The sequence below is a fragment of the Streptomyces solincola genome (genome assembly GCF_002982015.1).
GTDB lineage: Bacteria > Actinomycetota > Actinomycetes > Streptomycetales > Streptomycetaceae > Streptomyces > Streptomyces solincola.
This window is the reverse complement of the sequence record NZ_PVLV01000007.1, coordinates 24,609-39,810: the sequence shown is the minus strand read 5'-3', so window position 1 is coordinate 39,810 and position 15,202 is coordinate 24,609. Positions and strand designations below refer to the sequence as shown.

The 15,202-nt window shown below is 70.9% G+C and carries 8 protein-coding genes; all 8 read right to left on the bottom strand.

The window, feature by feature from the left end; translation table 11 throughout:
* Positions 1-8,040, bottom strand: an 8,040-nt coding sequence (locus C6N75_RS31960; RefSeq protein WP_146132450.1) for a helicase-related protein, incomplete at its 3' end; no start/stop codon positions are given.
* A 74-nt stretch (positions 8,041-8,114) separates the two neighbouring features.
* Entirely contained in the window at positions 8,115-8,327 is a 213-nt protein-coding gene (locus tag C6N75_RS00740) for a hypothetical protein (RefSeq protein WP_105866863.1), read from the bottom strand.
* A complete protein-coding gene (locus C6N75_RS30345; protein ID WP_181160272.1) occupies positions 8,324-10,762 on the bottom strand; it encodes a phage portal protein in 2,439 nt (812 codons plus the stop codon). The genes C6N75_RS00740 and C6N75_RS30345 overlap by 4 nt, the downstream gene beginning before the upstream one ends.
* Position 10,763: 1 nt before the next feature.
* Positions 10,764-11,123 carry a hypothetical protein gene (locus C6N75_RS00720; RefSeq protein ID WP_105866862.1) on the bottom strand — a complete coding sequence of 120 codons (360 nt, stop codon included), beginning with the start codon at positions 11,121-11,123 and terminating at the stop codon, positions 10,764-10,766.
* Between the two features lie 40 nt (positions 11,124-11,163).
* Entirely contained in the window at positions 11,164-11,325 is a 162-nt protein-coding gene (locus tag C6N75_RS30340) for a hypothetical protein (protein WP_181160271.1), read from the bottom strand.
* Between the two features lie 8 nt (positions 11,326-11,333).
* Positions 11,334-11,771 carry a hypothetical protein gene (locus C6N75_RS00715; protein ID WP_258177146.1) on the bottom strand — a complete coding sequence of 146 codons (438 nt, stop codon included), beginning with the start codon at positions 11,769-11,771 and terminating at the stop codon, positions 11,334-11,336.
* Between the two features lie 117 nt (positions 11,772-11,888).
* Entirely contained in the window at positions 11,889-13,022 is a 1,134-nt protein-coding gene (locus C6N75_RS00710; protein WP_105866861.1) for a hypothetical protein, read from the bottom strand.
* A gap of 90 nt (positions 13,023-13,112) precedes the next feature.
* Positions 13,113-15,182, bottom strand: a complete 2,070-nt coding sequence (fxlM, locus tag C6N75_RS00705; protein ID WP_105866860.1) for a methyltransferase, FxLD system — start codon at positions 15,180-15,182, stop codon at positions 13,113-13,115.
* Positions 15,183-15,202: the final 20 nt, after the last annotated feature.

Here is a 15,202-nt window from a genome sequence, read left to right as displayed (position 1 = left end):
GTTGGACGACGTACCGGAGGCCGCGGTGTCCGCCGGGGCGTCCGTCTCGTCGCTGTCCGCCGGAGCGTCGTCCGTCGTCTCCGGGGCTTCGGTCGTCTCCGGCTCGTCGGTCTCCTCCGGCTCCTCGGTGGTGTCGGTCTCCTCTTCCTGCGCCTGGTCGGCTTCGGGAGTGGGGGCCTCGTCCGGGGCGCCGGACTCGGGGGCGTCGGCGGCGTCCTGCTCGGTCTCGGCTTCCGCAGCGTCGTCGCGCTGCGGGCTCTCCGCCTCGTCCGCCGCCGTCTCGTTCGTCTCCTCGGCGTCGTCAGGCTGCGGGGCGTCGTCCTCGGTCGCCTCCGTCTCGTCCGTGGCCTCGGCGTCGTCGCCGCCTTCAGGCTGCAAGTCGTCCAGCTCGGCACGCACCTGCTCGGGGTTGAGCTTGACGTCGCCGTCAGCGGAGTCGATGGTCTCCTCGCTGGGCGCCGGGGCGTCCGCCTGCTCCTCGCTCTGCTGCTCGTCGTTGCCGGCGGGTGGGGCGTCCTCGCTCAGCCCGTCCAGGTCGCTGCGCACCTGCGCGGGGTCGAGGGTGGTTTCGCCGCGCTCCTCGCGGGCGCGCTGCTGCTTCTCCCGCTTCTTGCGCTCCTTCGCGGCCTTCCGTGCCTCGGCGTCCGGCCAGGTGATGCGCGGCCGGCCCTTCTCGTCGGTGCTGATCGACGGGGCGGCGGGCGTACGGGGGAGGAGGTCGGTGTCCTGCTCGGCCGCCGGGTCGTCCACGTCCGCGGCTTCCTCGCCGGCGGCAAGACGCGCCTCGCGGAGCTGGTGCTCCAGGGCCTCCATGCGGTTGCGCTTGTCCTTGGCCGCGTCCTCGCTGCTGACGTCCCGGCCCTGCTCCTTGATGATCGCGGCGATCAGCTTGGAGCGGCGCTCGGCGGCCTCCAGCTCGGCGGCCTGCTCGAAGGGGCGGTCGACGCGCTCGCGCGCGGTCGCGGCGGCGCGCTCCTCCTGGCGGAGCCGGCTCTCCAGCCGCACGATCATCTTCTCGACGTCGGCGAGCTTGTCCTCGATCCGGGTGATCGGAAGGGTCGACTCCTTCTTCAGGTCCTTCTCGTCGTACGAGAACAGGCTCTGCGGCACGTCGGGGATGCGGATGTCCACCAGGTGCACGCGGCCGGCGTTGCTCCACGTGGTCCGGTACTTCGCGGTGACGTCGATGTTGCCGACCTTGCCGATGACGACCTCGGGGTGGCCGCCGGGCCGGTACGGGTTGTCCATGCCCTGGCGCAGCACGGCGCGCGCCGCGGTGGTGAGCGCCTGGGCGGCTTCGTCGCGCTTGGTGAAGTCCTTGGTGCCGATGGTGGCGTTGAAGTCGTCGCCGCGGGTGTTCTTCTTCCGCTTGACGACGTCGCGGAGCTGGGCGGTGAGTTCGTTGGTCTTCTCGCGCAGCCGCTCGGCGGCGTGGATCGTGGACTTGTAGCCCTCGATCGTGCGCATGTGGCCCTTGAGCTTGCGGGTGAGGGCGCCGAGGGCGACCTTCACGTTGGCCTGCTCCAGCAGGTACGGGTTGCCGGTGGAGATGGCCGTGACCTGCTCGGCGTTGAACACGCCGTCGGGGATGTCCTCGATGGTCCGCTCGGTCAGGTTCCCCTTCATGATCTGGCGGATGAACTTCGCCTTGCGGGCCACCGTCTGCCACGAGAAGCCGTCGAACGACCCCTCGGTGACGTACTGGAAGATCGCGACCTCGGGGTTGGCGTTGCCCTGGCGGATGATGCGGCCGTTGCGCTGTTCGAGGTCGGCCGGCCGCCACGGGCAGTCCAGGTGATGGAGGGCGGTCGCGCGGAGCTGGACGTTGGTGCCGACGCCCATCTTCGTGGTGGAGCCGAGGAGGACGGAGATCTTGCCGTTCCGGGCGTCGGCGAAGAGCCGCGCCTTCTCCACGTCGTTCTTCGCCTCGTGGATGAAACGTATCTTCTCGGCGGGCACGCCCCGCTCGATGAGGAGTTCCTTCAGCTCCTGGTAGGCGGGGAACTTGGACTGGCCCAGCTCCTCCATGTCGGCGGGGCCCTCGGTCTTGCCCTTCTTCTTCTTGGCCTTGCCCGGGTCGACCGGGGTGCCCATGTCCAGGAAGACGATCTGAAGGCCGCCCGGCGTCTCGTGCGGGGTCGGGTTGTTCTTCGAGGTCGGGTAGACCGCGTCCTTGGTGTCGGCGTAGATCCGGGCGATGTTGTCGGCCGCCGCGGGCAGCTTGGCGCCCTGCTCATCAAGGCCGACCATGCGGGGGTCGAGGGAGACCTTCCGCCCGTCGGAGTTGATCTTGAGCATGTTGTCGACGGTCGGTTCGACGTCGCCGCGCTTCACGGCCCGCGCGCGGGCCGCGATCTGGTCCATGTACGCCAGGAGCCCTTCGGTGGGCTCGACGGAGACGGTGACGGCCTTGCCGCCGGCCACGTCCGGGGTGTCCAGGTACTCGGCGAGGTCGTCGGAGTTCTTGACGTCCGCGACGGTGCGCCAGATCCTCAGCAGCTCCGGCATGTTCCGGAACGCGGCGAAGCGGCTGACTTCCCGGAAGCCGGAGCCGTCGGCGGCCAGCTCGGTGCCGTTGACGACCTTGCCGTAGGTGGAGGCGAAGTCATCGAAGTTGCGGACCTTGGCCTTGTCCAGCAGGTCGGGCCGCAGGTAGCGCAGCATCGTGTGCGCTTCGGTGATCGAGTTGGAGATCGGTGTGGCCGTGGCGAAGGTGACGACGCGGCCGGACTTCGTGGTCTTGCGCAGGTACTCCAGCTTCATGTCGAGGTCGGAGGCCCTGTTCGAGCCCTCGATGGCTGCGCCGGGGAGCGTGGAGTTGGTGGTGAGGTTCTTGTAGTGGTGGGCTTCGTCTACGACGACGTAGTCGATGCCCGTGTCCTCGAAGTAGAGGCCCGCGGTGTCCTTCTGGGCCTGGACCTTGGCCGTGATCTTCGCTTCGAGCTTCTTGAGCCGGTTGCGGATCTCCTTGACCATCCGGGAGTCGGTCCGCTTGCCGGGGTTGGCCTCCTGGTCCTCCCGCTTCTGCCGCTTCAGGGCCTCTTCGAGCTGCTCCTTCTCCCGCTTGATGTATTCGAGCTGCACCTCCGGGCGCATGGGGATCGACTCGAAGGCGTTCTGGGTGAGGATCACGGCGTCGTAGTCGCCGGTGGCGACGCGGGCGATGAACTCCCGGCGCTTGCGTCCCTGGAGGTCGTCGCTGGACGCGGCGAGGATGCGGCCGTTGGACGCGGACTCGGGGTACAGCTCGGCGAACTCGTCGCGGAACTGGTTGAGCATGTGGTTCGGGACGACGATCGCGGCCTTGTTGACCAGGCCGAGGCGCCGGAGCTCCATCACGCCCATGGTCATTTCGGCGGTCTTGCCGGCGCCGACCTCGTGGGCGAGGAGCACCGCGGGTTCGCTGACCATGCGCGCGACGGCGGCGTGCTGGTGGGCGTGCGGCTTGAACCACTCGGCCAGGCCGGGCATGGTGCGGCGCTGGCCGTCGTACGACCTCAGCGCCAGGTTGTTGTGCAGGTCGTTGTAGCGCTTCTTGACCTGCTCGGTGCGTTCCTGGGTGGCCCACAGCCAGTCCTGGAACTCCTCGCGCATCTCCTCGGCCTTGGTCTGGGCCGCGGCGGTGGCGTCCTCATCGACCCAGGTCTTGCCGTCCTCGTCGCGGTAGGTGACGCGAATCCGGCCGTTGGTGAGGATCGCCTCGGCGAGCTTGACCGCGTTGAAGTCCTCGGTGCCCCAGACCTTGCGGGCGGCCTGGCTGTTCTTCACGGCCTCGGGGGCGTCGACCCGCCACATCGAGCCGCCCTGATAGCTGACGGTGACCGCGTCGGTGTTGAGCTTGTCCCGCAGGAACGCCTGGATCGGGCCGCGTCCGAGCCAGGAGGCGCCCATCGGGGCGTCGATCTCACCGGGGGAGATCTCTTCGGGCAGCACCTCTTCGAGGTGCTTGACGTTGATCTCGAACCGGGAGTCGTTCGCGGCGAGGGCCTGCGCCTGCTCCAGCTTCTCCCGCACGTTGCCGGACAGGTACTCGGCCGCCGGCACGAGGTTGCCCCGGTCATGGGGCTCGAAGACCAGCGGGTACTCCTCGCCGGTCTCCGGGTCCTTGGAGCGGGCGGCGAGCAGCCGTTCCCGGGCCGTCTCCGGGCTGGCGCCCATCACGTCGGCGAGGGCGTCGATGTCGAGGGTGCCGCGCTGCTCCAGCACGATCGCCATCGCGTCCTCGGGGCTGCTGGCCCGCTCGGCGATGGTGCGGTGGCGCGCCTGCCGCTTGGTGAAGATCGCGGCCGGCGTGCTGGTCTTCGTGTTCTCGTCGTACGTGTCCAGGGACAGGATCACGGCCATGGTCGGGTCCTTGGTCAGGAGTCCGCCCATGGGGGGCCGTTTGCGGTACGCCTTCTCGACCTGCTCGCCGGTCTCCGAGTCGGTGGTCTTGCGCTTCGACCACTCGAACCGGTTCACGGCGCCGAACTTGGCGTTGTACGTGTCGTAGCGGGACTTCAGATCGGCGCGCAGCGTCTCGATCAGGGCCTCGTCGGCGTCCGGCCGGGACTCCTCCCGCACCAGGGCCTTCAGCGAGTCGCGAAGCCCGAGGAGCTGCTTGGCCTCCTCGATCTGGGTCTTCGGCACCTCGAAGGGGTGCACCATGCCGTCGCGGACCTGCGTGAACGTGCCGTCCGATTCGAGCTGCACGTGGCCGTCGGGCCGGTCCGACTCCGCGGACAGCAGCTCGACCTTGCGGCGCTCGCCGGTGTCCGGCTTGTACGTGAGGCGGGCGTCCTTCGCGCGGCCGACGACCCGCTTCAGGGTGTGGCCCAGCTCCTCGTTCAGGTCGCCGGCGACGTGCACGCGCAGCTCGCCCGGCCCGTACATGCCGTTGCCGACGTGCATGTCGCCGATGACGTTGCGGGGGTGGTCCAGGAAGTACGGGTTGACGTGGACCTTGGGTGCTTCGTTGTCGTCCGAGTCCTGGCCGGGGAGGTCGTGGACCTGCACGGTGTGCACCCACGTCGGCGGGTCGTCCTGCTTGCGCTGCTCGGGCGGCTTCACCTCGCCCTTGCGGGTGCGGCCGGAGGTGAATTCCTTGTCCTTCTCCCGGCGCCGGAAGATGAGCAGGTCGGTGACGACGTCCGTGCCGGCCGTACGGCGGTGCGCTCCGGACGGCAGGCGGATCGCGCCGACCAGGTCGGCCTTCCGCGCCATCTCCATGCGGGCGTCCTCGGAGCGCGGCGTGTCGCCGTCCATGGTGTAGCGGGAGGTGACGACGGCGACCAGGCCGCCGGGGCGGGTCAGGTCCAGCGACTTCAGGATGAAGTGGTTGTGGATGTTGTGGCCGCCCTTGTTGTGGCGCATGTCCACGACCTGGTAGTCGCCGAAGGGGACGTTGCCGACTGTGAGGTCGAACGTGCCGTTGGCGGCGCGGGTCTTCTCGAAGCCCTCGTTGCGGATGTTCGCGTGCGGGTAGAGGGCCTTGGCGATACCGGCGGTGATCGGGTCCAGCTCGACGCCGGTCATGTCGGCGTTCTCGGGGGCGTGCCCGATGAAGTTGCCGGAGCCGCTGCCCGGCTCCAGGACGTTGCCGCCGTCGAAGCCCAGCTCCCGGACGGCCTTCCACACCTGCTGGGCGATGGCCGGGTCGGTGTAGTGGGCGTTGAGGGTGTTGTCCTGAGCGGCCTCGTACTCGGCGTCGCTGAGGAGTTCCCGGAGTCGTCGCTGAAGCGGCTCGAACTCGGGCTTCGGGGTGTCTACGAAGACCTGCGGTGTGGCGCCCCAGCCGGACCAGCGGGCCAGGGTCTCCTGCTCGGCGGCCGTGGCCGGCCGGTTCTCGTCCTGGAGGCGGCGCAGCACCTCGATGGCGGCGATGTTCGCCTTGACGCGGGCCAGGACGCCGCTGGGGACGACGGGGCGGCCGTCCTCCGGCGGCTGGTACTGCGGGGCGGTCTGCTCCTGCTCGGGGGAGCCGAAGGTTACCCGGCTGCGATCTTCGGCAGACTCACCTTCGGCATCTCCTTCTCCTCCGTCCCGGGCTCCTTCTCCAGGCTGTACAGCTTCTCGTCCAGGGCCTTCTCCCTCGCCCGCAGCGTCGCCATGTGAATCAGCCCCATCGCGTCCCGGAAGTCCGCTCCCGGCTCCGGCTCCTCCCGGAAGTCGTCCCGGTACTCCGCGATCAGCTCCTCGATCTCCGCGCTCTCCTGCGCGAAGAACCTCTCCGGCGGCGTCGTCTCCGCCAGCGTCGCCAGCGCCTCCGGCCGGTACGTCTCCCAGAACGCCTTCACCAGCGCCTTGTACCCGCTCACTCTGCTCCTTCTGGTCGTCGCGCTGGCCGTCGGCCGGCTGCGGGGTCACATCTTCACCCGGCACGCCCGCAGTGGGGGTGTCGGGGGCGGCCTCGGGGTTTTGACGCTGCTCTTCGTTCGGTTCGTCGCGGCGGCGGCCGAGGCGGGCCGCGGCGCTGTCGGTGGCGCCGCGCTCGCGGTCGAACTGGCCGGCGAGCTGCCAGATGGCGCGGCCGGACCGCTGGTCGTCCTTGTCGCGGAACTCGATCAGTTCGGCGTTCAGGCGGGGGCCGCCCCAGTCGACGGTGCGGCCATCCTGGTGGCGGAGGTTGCTCGCCAGGAACAGGGTGAACCGGTCGGCGGTGTCGCGGTCGCCGAAGTGGCCGTAGGTGTGGATGCCGCGGTTGCCGAGGCTCGACAGGCCGCGGCCGGTGCCGGCGGCGCGCACCTCGTAGCGGAAGTCGTCGTCGCGGGTGGTGTCCTCCACGATGGCGAAGCCGCGGTGGTCGGCAAGGTGGAGCTTGTACTTCGGGTCGTTGGCGTACCGGCGCATCACGTCGCGCTGGCCTTCGGGGGTGTCGTCGCTGCCGCCGCGCTTCCAGAACTCGCGCAGCTCGGCGTCGTTGCGCGGGCGGCCCCGCTCGTCGCCGAACTTCTGCGGGCCGACGTGCCCGACGGCGATGTTCGAGGCAGGGGCGCCGGAGCGGTCCGCGACCTGCTGGGCGGCCTGCGCGAGGGGACTCTTCGGCGGCGTCTGGGTCGGGGCGGCGGGCTTCGTGCGGGAGGTGGCGCCCTCACGCTTCTTGGCGGCCCGCTGGGCGAAACGCTGCCGGGACTCGGCGGCCAGCCGGCCGGCCTTCTCCAGGCCGTCGGGGGTGTTGAGCCGGTCGAAGGACGCGGGGTCGTTCCAGTCGATGCGCTCGCCGTCGACCTCGAAGGACTCCATGTTGTTGGCGAAGTCGATCGCTTCGCCCTTGCGGTCGGAGATGATGAGGCGCACGCCGGTCTCGGTGTGCATGACGCCCCAGCCGGCCTGCTCACCGTTCTTCGTGCGCCACGTGGTGTGGCCGACGACGAAGTGGCCGTTGCGGGAGAGCTGGGGCTTGTCCAGCTTGTCGAGCAGTTCGGTCGTGAACTTGTTGTGGCTGTCCTGCGCCTTCTCGTCCTTGGTGAAGGCGCGGACCTTGCCGCTGGCCCAGTGGGCGCGGACGTCGTCCAGGGTCTTGAAGCGGCGGTTCGGGTCGCGGCGGGCACGCTTCGCGGCGGGCTTCGGCTCGGGCTCGTCGTCCGGCTCGTCGTCGTCCGGCTCCGGACCCTGGCCGAGGTCTTCGCCGTCGATGTCCTCCCCGATGTCCTCGCCCTGGTCGTCCTGGTCGTGCGGGTCGTCGGAGGTGTCGCCCTGGTCGCCGGCGTCGTCGTCGTTCAGGCCGGTGCCGCGGCGGCCGTCGGAGAGGCGACGCTCGTCCTCGTCGCGGACCTTCTTCTTGCTCTTGGTCGGGGCGGTGCCGTCCGGCCGGGCGACCATCGTCAGGCGGGAGCCGTGAACGGTGGACTGCTGGTGCGTGGTCAGGTTCTCGACCAGCACGTTCCGGCCGCCGAGGGAGCGCACGACCCGGGCCAGGCCGCCGCCCCAGAGCCGCGCGATGCCGCCCGTCTCGATGAATCGGCCCTTGGAGTCACGCGGATGCAGATCGGGGTTCCAGGGGCGGCGAGCCTTGGCTTCAAGGCGAGCGGCGAGACGGTCAGCGGCGTTCGTGATCTGCATGCGGCGGACCATGCACAACCGAAGTGGTTAGCGTCGCGTCCTCACCGGCACGGCAAATCGGGACGCCGCGGCGGCTACATCGTCTCGGTGAGGATGTGCAGCAGGAACCAGCCGCTGAAGCCGAGCCAGCCGACGGTGAAAACGGCCCGGCCGGTCTTCGAGGTGCGGGTGCGGAAGAGCGCCCTCGTGTTCTCGCTGAGCGTGTCGCCCTCCTTCTTGTTGATCAGCGCCCAGGTCTCGAACAGGGTGAAGAGGGCGGTCCACAGGGCCCAGATGATCCAGCTCACGGGGTTTCTCCTTCGGTGCGGTAGCGCAGGCGGCAGCGGCAGTTGGCGGTCAGGTACAGGGGGGCGAGCTGGTCGCCGGGGTAGCGCATGGGGTAGCCGTCCACGTCGTACGGCTCGGTGACGGGCAAGGTGATCCCGTCGACGTCGGCGTGGGCTTCTCGTACGCGGTCGTCGCCGCGGGTCACCCAGGTCCGGACGATGTCGGGGCCGATCGCCGCGGCGGTGGCGTCGGCTGCGCCGTTGACGGTGGCGACGGCGGTGCTCTCGGCGATGCCGACGGCCGTGCGGGGCCCGATGTCGGCGAACGCCGTGCGGACGAGCGCCAGCAGGTCCTCGATGTCGCCGGTCACGTCCTGGGCCTGGCCGAGGAGTCCGCTCAGGGTGTCCAGGAAGTGCCGGGCGGTCTCCTCGGCCGCATAGACGGCATCGAGCACCGCGGTGGTGACGCGGGCGGCGGCGGACGCGGGCGGCTCCGGGGCGCCGAGGGCGGCGGCCGTGCGCTGGGACACCCCGTGCGCGATGCCGGCCAGGACGTGCGCCAGGGTGCCGGAGACCTCGTCCAGCCACCGGTCGGTGCCGACGATGCGCTCGACGTCCAGCGCCGCGTCCCCGCCGCGGGTGTCGGTCGGGCCGTCGTCCCGCCAGAACCGGGTGCCCTTGCGGGCCTTGGGGGAGCGCAGGCGAGCGGTGATCACGCCCTTCTGCCGGTCGAATAGCGGGGCGAGGGCTGCGGAGACGGTCTGCATCGCCTGGTCGAAGTCGTCGTCGGTGACCTCGAAGCCGGTCGGTCCGGACAGGAGCGCCTTGGCTTGGAGGCCGCGTGCCTCGGCGACGGCCGCCGCCGCTTCCCCGGGCATCCGCTGCTCCGTCTGGCGTGCCGACTCGACGGCCGCGGCTGCTGCGCCCGGCTGCCCGCCGAGGCTGCCGTCTTCGCGGGCAGCGGCGACGGCCGCCGCTGCCGCCCCGGTGCCGGCCGTGACCGGGTCTGCGGGCTGGCCTCCCTCGGCGCGTGCCTGAGCGACGGCCGCCGCGGCGTCCCCGCCGCCCGGGTCGGCGGGCGGGAGCGGCGCGTTCGGGTCGCTGCCGGGCGGGAGCTGCCCGCCGGGGGCGTGGGGGTCTCCAGCGCCCTGGATGCCCAGTGCTGCGGCGTCCTCCGGCCGGGCGGGTACGGGCGCCTTCTGCGGGGAGATCCACAGGGCCCGGCTGTGGGGGTTGTTGTAGGCGGGCAGGCCCGCGCGGCGCCGGTACTCGTCGATCGAGATAAGGCCCGCTTCCCACTCCTCGCGGGCCTCGGCGCGCCGCCGGCGGCGGGGCAGCTCCAGCACCTCGACGCTGCTGGTGTTGAACCGGATGTCGGCTTCCGGGTTGCTGATGTCGCTCGCGAAGGCGTTGGAGATCATCGCGAGGTGGTCCAGCTCGGTGTGGGACCAGAAGTTGAACTCTTCCTGCTCGGCGTTGTCGAAGGTGCGGCCGGAGGCGTTGCCGAGGACGCTCTCCGGGACGCCGAACGCCCCCAAGATCTCGATCTTGGCGTTCTGCGCGGCGTGCTCGTACGCCATCTCGCGGGGCTTGGCCGCCAGGTCGACGTAGTTCATGCCGCCGGGGCCGGCGCCGACGACAGAGACGTGGCCGGCGAACTCGCTGCCGGGCAGGAACCGGGACTCCAGGCGGTTCATCTCCTGCTCGCTGAGCGAGGTGGTGTCCACGGCGACGATGCCGCCGGGGCGGGCGTCGTTGCGGATGAACGCCACGTTGTACAGGCGCGAGAGGTAGTCCAGCTCGATGCTGACGCCCGCGGCCTCCAGAGGCGTCATGCCGGAAAAAGGATCAGTTGGATGAGGGTCCCGAATCCAGCGGACGCGCTCGGGGTCCAGCTCACGGACCTCACCGAACAGGGTGGTGAACTCGAAGTGGGCGATGTACTCGCCGCGCGGGTCGGGGACGGGGATGACCCGGTCGGGCGGGAGGAGGTCGAGGCGGGTGATGGTGCCGCGGTTGCTCCTGGTCACCTCCACGAACGCGCCCCGCTTGGACAGCAGGATCTGCGCGGAGAGGCGCTTGCGGAACTGGGCGCCCGTCTCGACGGGGTTCGCCCGGCCGTTGAGGACCCGGAGGAGCGGGTCGTCCTCGATGACCTGCTCGAACTCGCCGTCTTCGGACAGGCCCATCCCGATCTCGATGGGGAGGCGGCCGGCGTGCTTGCTGATCGTCTCGATGGCCTTGTAGACCCAGATGACGCGCTCGTAGCCCTCGGTCACGACACGGTCGAGGTCCCAGCCGTCCGCGCGGCCCTCGGTGGACCACACGTTGGAGGTGCCCGCGTAGGTGGTGGAGGCGTAGCCCCCGGTCCACGAGAGGGTCTTGGTCTCGGGCTCGGGTTCGGGGCGCTCAGGGATGAGCGACCGGAGAGCGGGGAGCCAACGGCGCTTGGCCACGTCAGTCTCCCTCGCTGCTCAGGAAGACGCCGACGGCGACCAGGAGGGCGAACAGCAGGGACCAGGGGGTGAGGGCGAACGCGAGCCCGGCCAACACGGTGAGGCCGAGGGACAGCGCGCAGTACCCGGCGACGAGACGCACCGCGGGGTTCAGCGGCGGGGTGATGTACAGCACCGTGTAGCCGCCGACGCAGAGGACCAGGCCGGCCAGGAGGAGCGCGACGAGCGGTTCGGCGATGTACAGGGCCCCGAGCAGCCCGACCGTCCCTGAGCCGATCAGGAAGAGGCCGAGCAGGTCGCGGAGGATGCGACGGCGCGGTGCCCGGTGGCTTGGGGGCGGAGACTGCGTTGGAGGATTCACGCGGCGGACCGTAGGAACCCGCCGGGCTTACGTCTCGGGCCTACTCCGACCCGAACACGAAGATCAGCGTGGCCACGCCGAGCCACGTGGCGACGGCGGCCACGACGCCCACCGCGGCGGCGAGCTGCGGATCGCCGGTGGAGTGCTGGGCGATGCCGCCGGAGACACCGCCGAGGAAGAGGCCGAGGAGGAAGATGCGCACGCTTCCCCCTACCGGGCCGGCCGGGAGACGCCGCTGATGTACGAGCCGATGCCCCGTCGCTGGATCACACCGCCGGGCAGGAGACGGGCGGCGGGCGGCGGCTCGGGCACCTTGCGCTTCGCCCGCTGCGACTGGTCGCCGCCGATCAGGTGCCGGTTGTCGATCAGGGCCTCGCAGTCGTTCTCCGCGACGTCCTCGTACGGCCGCCGGCAGTTACGGCAGTACACCTCCAGGGCGTCCACGCGGGTGCCGACGTCCGTGGTGAAGCTGCCCCGGAAGTCGGCGACCTTGGCGATGCGCTCCTCGACCTTGATCTCGGCCGCGATGATCCAGACGTGCGCGAGGGGCTGCTGCTCCGGCTCCTCGGCGGCGTCCGGTGGCGTCGGCTCGTCCAAGGACGCAGCGAAGAGGTCTGCGAACGGCTCGAAGAAGAGCTGTTCGCTCACATCGAGAACGGGGGTCGGCACAGTCTGGGTCCTCCCGGCGGCGGTACATCAGATCGTGGCCGAGCGTCAACGCCTGGCCGCCTGTATGGACGGAGCGGGCGGCTCAGGCGTTACACCTCAAACCTGTGCACCAGTCCCTTCCTGCTGTGGGTGGGGGTGCCCGACGCTGGCCCGGATCACCTCGTCGCTGACCCGCAGCGCCTCCGTCATCTTCGCGAGCCGGGGCTCAGGGAGGTTGCCGCTGCCCAGCGCGCAGGCGCGGACGAGCTGCTGGGCCGCCTCGATCTGGCGTGGCTCGGCGAGGCTGATGAACCGCTCGTCAGCCAGGCACTCACGGGCGGCGTAGCCGTCGGTCGCCGCGGCGGCCCGGCGGTGGAGCTCGGTGACCATCCGGTGCGCTGCGTCGTCCTGGTGCGGCTCCAGCAGGTCCAGGATCGTCAGCCCGAGGCGCGTGTCGAAGACGGTCATGCCCGGCTCGGGCTGGTGCGCGAGGTAGTAGTCCTCCACGAGCGCGTCGAGGGTGGGTACGGTCGGGCCGAGAAGGGCCTTGTTGCACAGCACGTTGAGGCAGCCGGTGACGGCGTTCTCCCAGAGGTCTCCGGGCGCGGTCATCGTGACGAGCGCGCCGGCGTCGGTGGGGTTGTGGATGAGCGCGGCCAGGACGGCGACTTGGCGGCCGTCCAGCATGCGCTGCCCGATGCCCCGGTGTTCCTCGATGTGGGCCAGCGCTTCCCTCCAGCGGCCGGCCGTGGTCAGGGTGCGGGTGCCGTCGGCCAGGACGACCTTCCACAGCCAGGTGCGCACCTCGTGGCGGTCGGCGTCGGTGAGGGTGAGGTCGGCCGGGACGTGGACCCCCTCGAACTGAGCGCTGGTGCCGTTGGTGACGGCGTCGAAGAGGTGCAGCAAACGGTGGCGTCCGTCGTCGGCGGCGCCCGCGCGGATCTGGAGGCGGGCAAGGTTCACCACGGGTTCGAGGGCACGGATCGCGGTCATGCCGGGCAGGGGGGCGGCGTGGAGGTAGGCGGCGGCGTGCTGGTGGCACATCTTCCGCGCGAGGTCGGGGAGGCCGAGGTCGGAGGCGATGAGGGCGGCCTGGTTGTAGACGGCCGATGCGAGGCCCTGGTCCGCCTTTGCGGCGGCGGCTTCGGCGAGTTCGACCAGGCCGTGGACGCGCCGGGGCAGGGGCAGGCACGCGGGGCGGAAGCGGTAGATGAGCGGGAAGCGCTGGGCTATGGGTCCGTTCGGGTCCATGAGGTCCCCCCGGGGGTGAAGGCGACGAGGAGCGGGCAAGGGCCGCGTGGTGCCCGCCGACGAGCGGGGGGCGCCACGCGGCCGGATCTGCTACTGCCAGGTGACTCGGACGCGGTTCAGCGGGGTGTCGAGGACGAAGACACCGGGCTGCTCGTCCGCGGGCGCACCGAGCGGCAGGATCTCGAAGGCGGCATCCCGGCCGCGGTACTCGCGGTCCCAGGTGCGGACCGCGTCGGCGACCTTGGCGGCCAGCTCGTCGCTCCCGGGGCCGTGCCCGATGACGCCGAACTCCCAGAGCTTGTCACCCTCGGGGGTCTTCTCCGCGGAGGGGCGCCGCGCGAGGTAGGTGACGGCACCCTTGTCGACGGCGGCCGTGGCCGAGGGGTAGGGGTCCTCAGTGAGCACCGTGCCCTTGGCGGACTTCGGGAAGAGCATCCGGATCAGGCCGGACGGCATGACGCAGGAGACGAACAGCTCCATCCACTCCGGCGACTCCCCGGCGCGGACCGTCATCCCGGTCCACTCCTCGACGCGCGGCTGGTCGAGAACACCGGCGAGGGCGTCGGCGTCGATCGCCAGGCCGGCGGGGGCCTGGAGGCGCACGGCGCCGTCCGTGCTGAGCGGCACGGCGCGGCGGTCGTCGTCGGCGATGCCTCGGCGCAGCGGCATGAAGGTGTTCATCTCCGAGCCGGCCGACTGCCACCGGCCGTCGCGCTTCACGTAGATGATGGAGCGCGAGACGCTGCCGGTGAGCCGCTGCGGGGTGACGAGCCGGCCGCCCTCTGCGAGCTGTTCGAGCCAGGCGTGGGGGATGCCGTGCGCGCCGACGGTCGCGATGATCCGGTCGTACGGTGCGCCCTCGGCGTGGCCGAGAGCACCGTCGCGCGTCAGGGCCTCGACGTTGGTGACCCCGGCGGCGGCGAGGTGGGCTCGGGCGCCTTCGACCAGGTCGTCATCGACGTCGATGGTGGTGACGTGTCCGCTCGGGCCGACGAGGTGGCCGATCAGGGCGGCGTTGTAGCCGGTGCCGGCGCCGAGTTCGAGGATGCGCTCGCCCGGCTGGGCTTCGAGCTGGTCCAGCATGAGGGCGACGACAGCCGGCTGGGAGGCGCAGGAGATCGAGGTGCCCTCGGGGTCGTACTTCACGTGGACCGGGTCGTTGGCGTAGGCGTCGGCCAGCGGGGCTTCGGGGACGAACAGGTGCCGGGGCACGGTGCGCAGGGCGGCTTCGACCGCGGGGGTGCGGGCGTGGCCGTCGGCCTGGATCTGGTCCACCAGGGCGTTGCGGAGCTGTTCGGCATTGGCCTCGGGGGCGGTGAGTGTGTCGGTGTTCACCGCGCTGACGCTATTGGCCGCGGAGCCCGATTCTGCTGCTGACGCGGTGTTTTCACTCGATCCCATGACTACCTCTCGTGCGATGTGGAACAGGGTGTGCTGGTCGGCGCCGGGCAGACCGGCACGGTTGGCGTGGAAGATGGCGTGGTGCGCGATGACGGCGCGCAGTCCGCGGGTCAGAGCGCCCTGGACGGCGAGGTAGGCGAGCGTGGTCCCCGCGCGCTCGAAGGCGGCGACCCAGTCGGCGTGGCCGTCCAGCGGCCCGCCCTCGCGGCACAGGCCGCGGGCCTCGGTGGTCATCAGGGTCCGCATCGCCGAGATCAGGCGCGTGGACGCGGGCGTGCTGGTACCGGGGCGCAGCGCGCAGACCTTCGCCCACACGTCGCCCTGCTCGAACCAGTCGAGGTTCGCGGCGCGCATCAGGCTGCTCAGCAGCAGAACCGTGGTCTCGCGCCGCCCCAGGTGACCGTCCTGGACGGGGTAGGCGAGGAGATGACGGCTGTCCTCGTGGAAGAGGGCGTGCGCGGCCGTCATGGCGTCCGCCCCACCGAACGCCTCGGTCTCCGGTTCGTAGATCGCGGTCGTGTGGGACTGCGCGGTGCCGTCGGCCACCCACTCGTCCAGCAGGGTCAGCACGGTCGGCGCCGGCTGGTCGGCGACGTACCGCAGGCGCCAGGGCTGCTTGTTGATGAACCACCAGCCGCTGAGCTGCCCGTCGGCCTCGGCGGCGAGCAGCGCGGGGGCGAGGCGTTCGGTGACGGCGCACCGTCCGGTGTCGCGGTCGGGGAAGGTGATGTTGTGCTGCTGCCAGCGGTCGGAGCACATCGGGAAGTCCTTCGGTCGGG

What these genes read in the sequence shown, in the direction of transcription:
- C6N75_RS00710 (WP_105866861.1), bottom strand. Translation starts at nt 13,022, where the DNA reads ATGGACCCGAACGGACCCATAGCCCAGCGCTTCCCGCTCATCTACCGC.
- fxlM (WP_105866860.1), bottom strand. Translation starts at nt 15,182, where the DNA reads ATGTGCTCCGACCGCTGGCAGCAGCACAACATCACCTTCCCCGACCGC.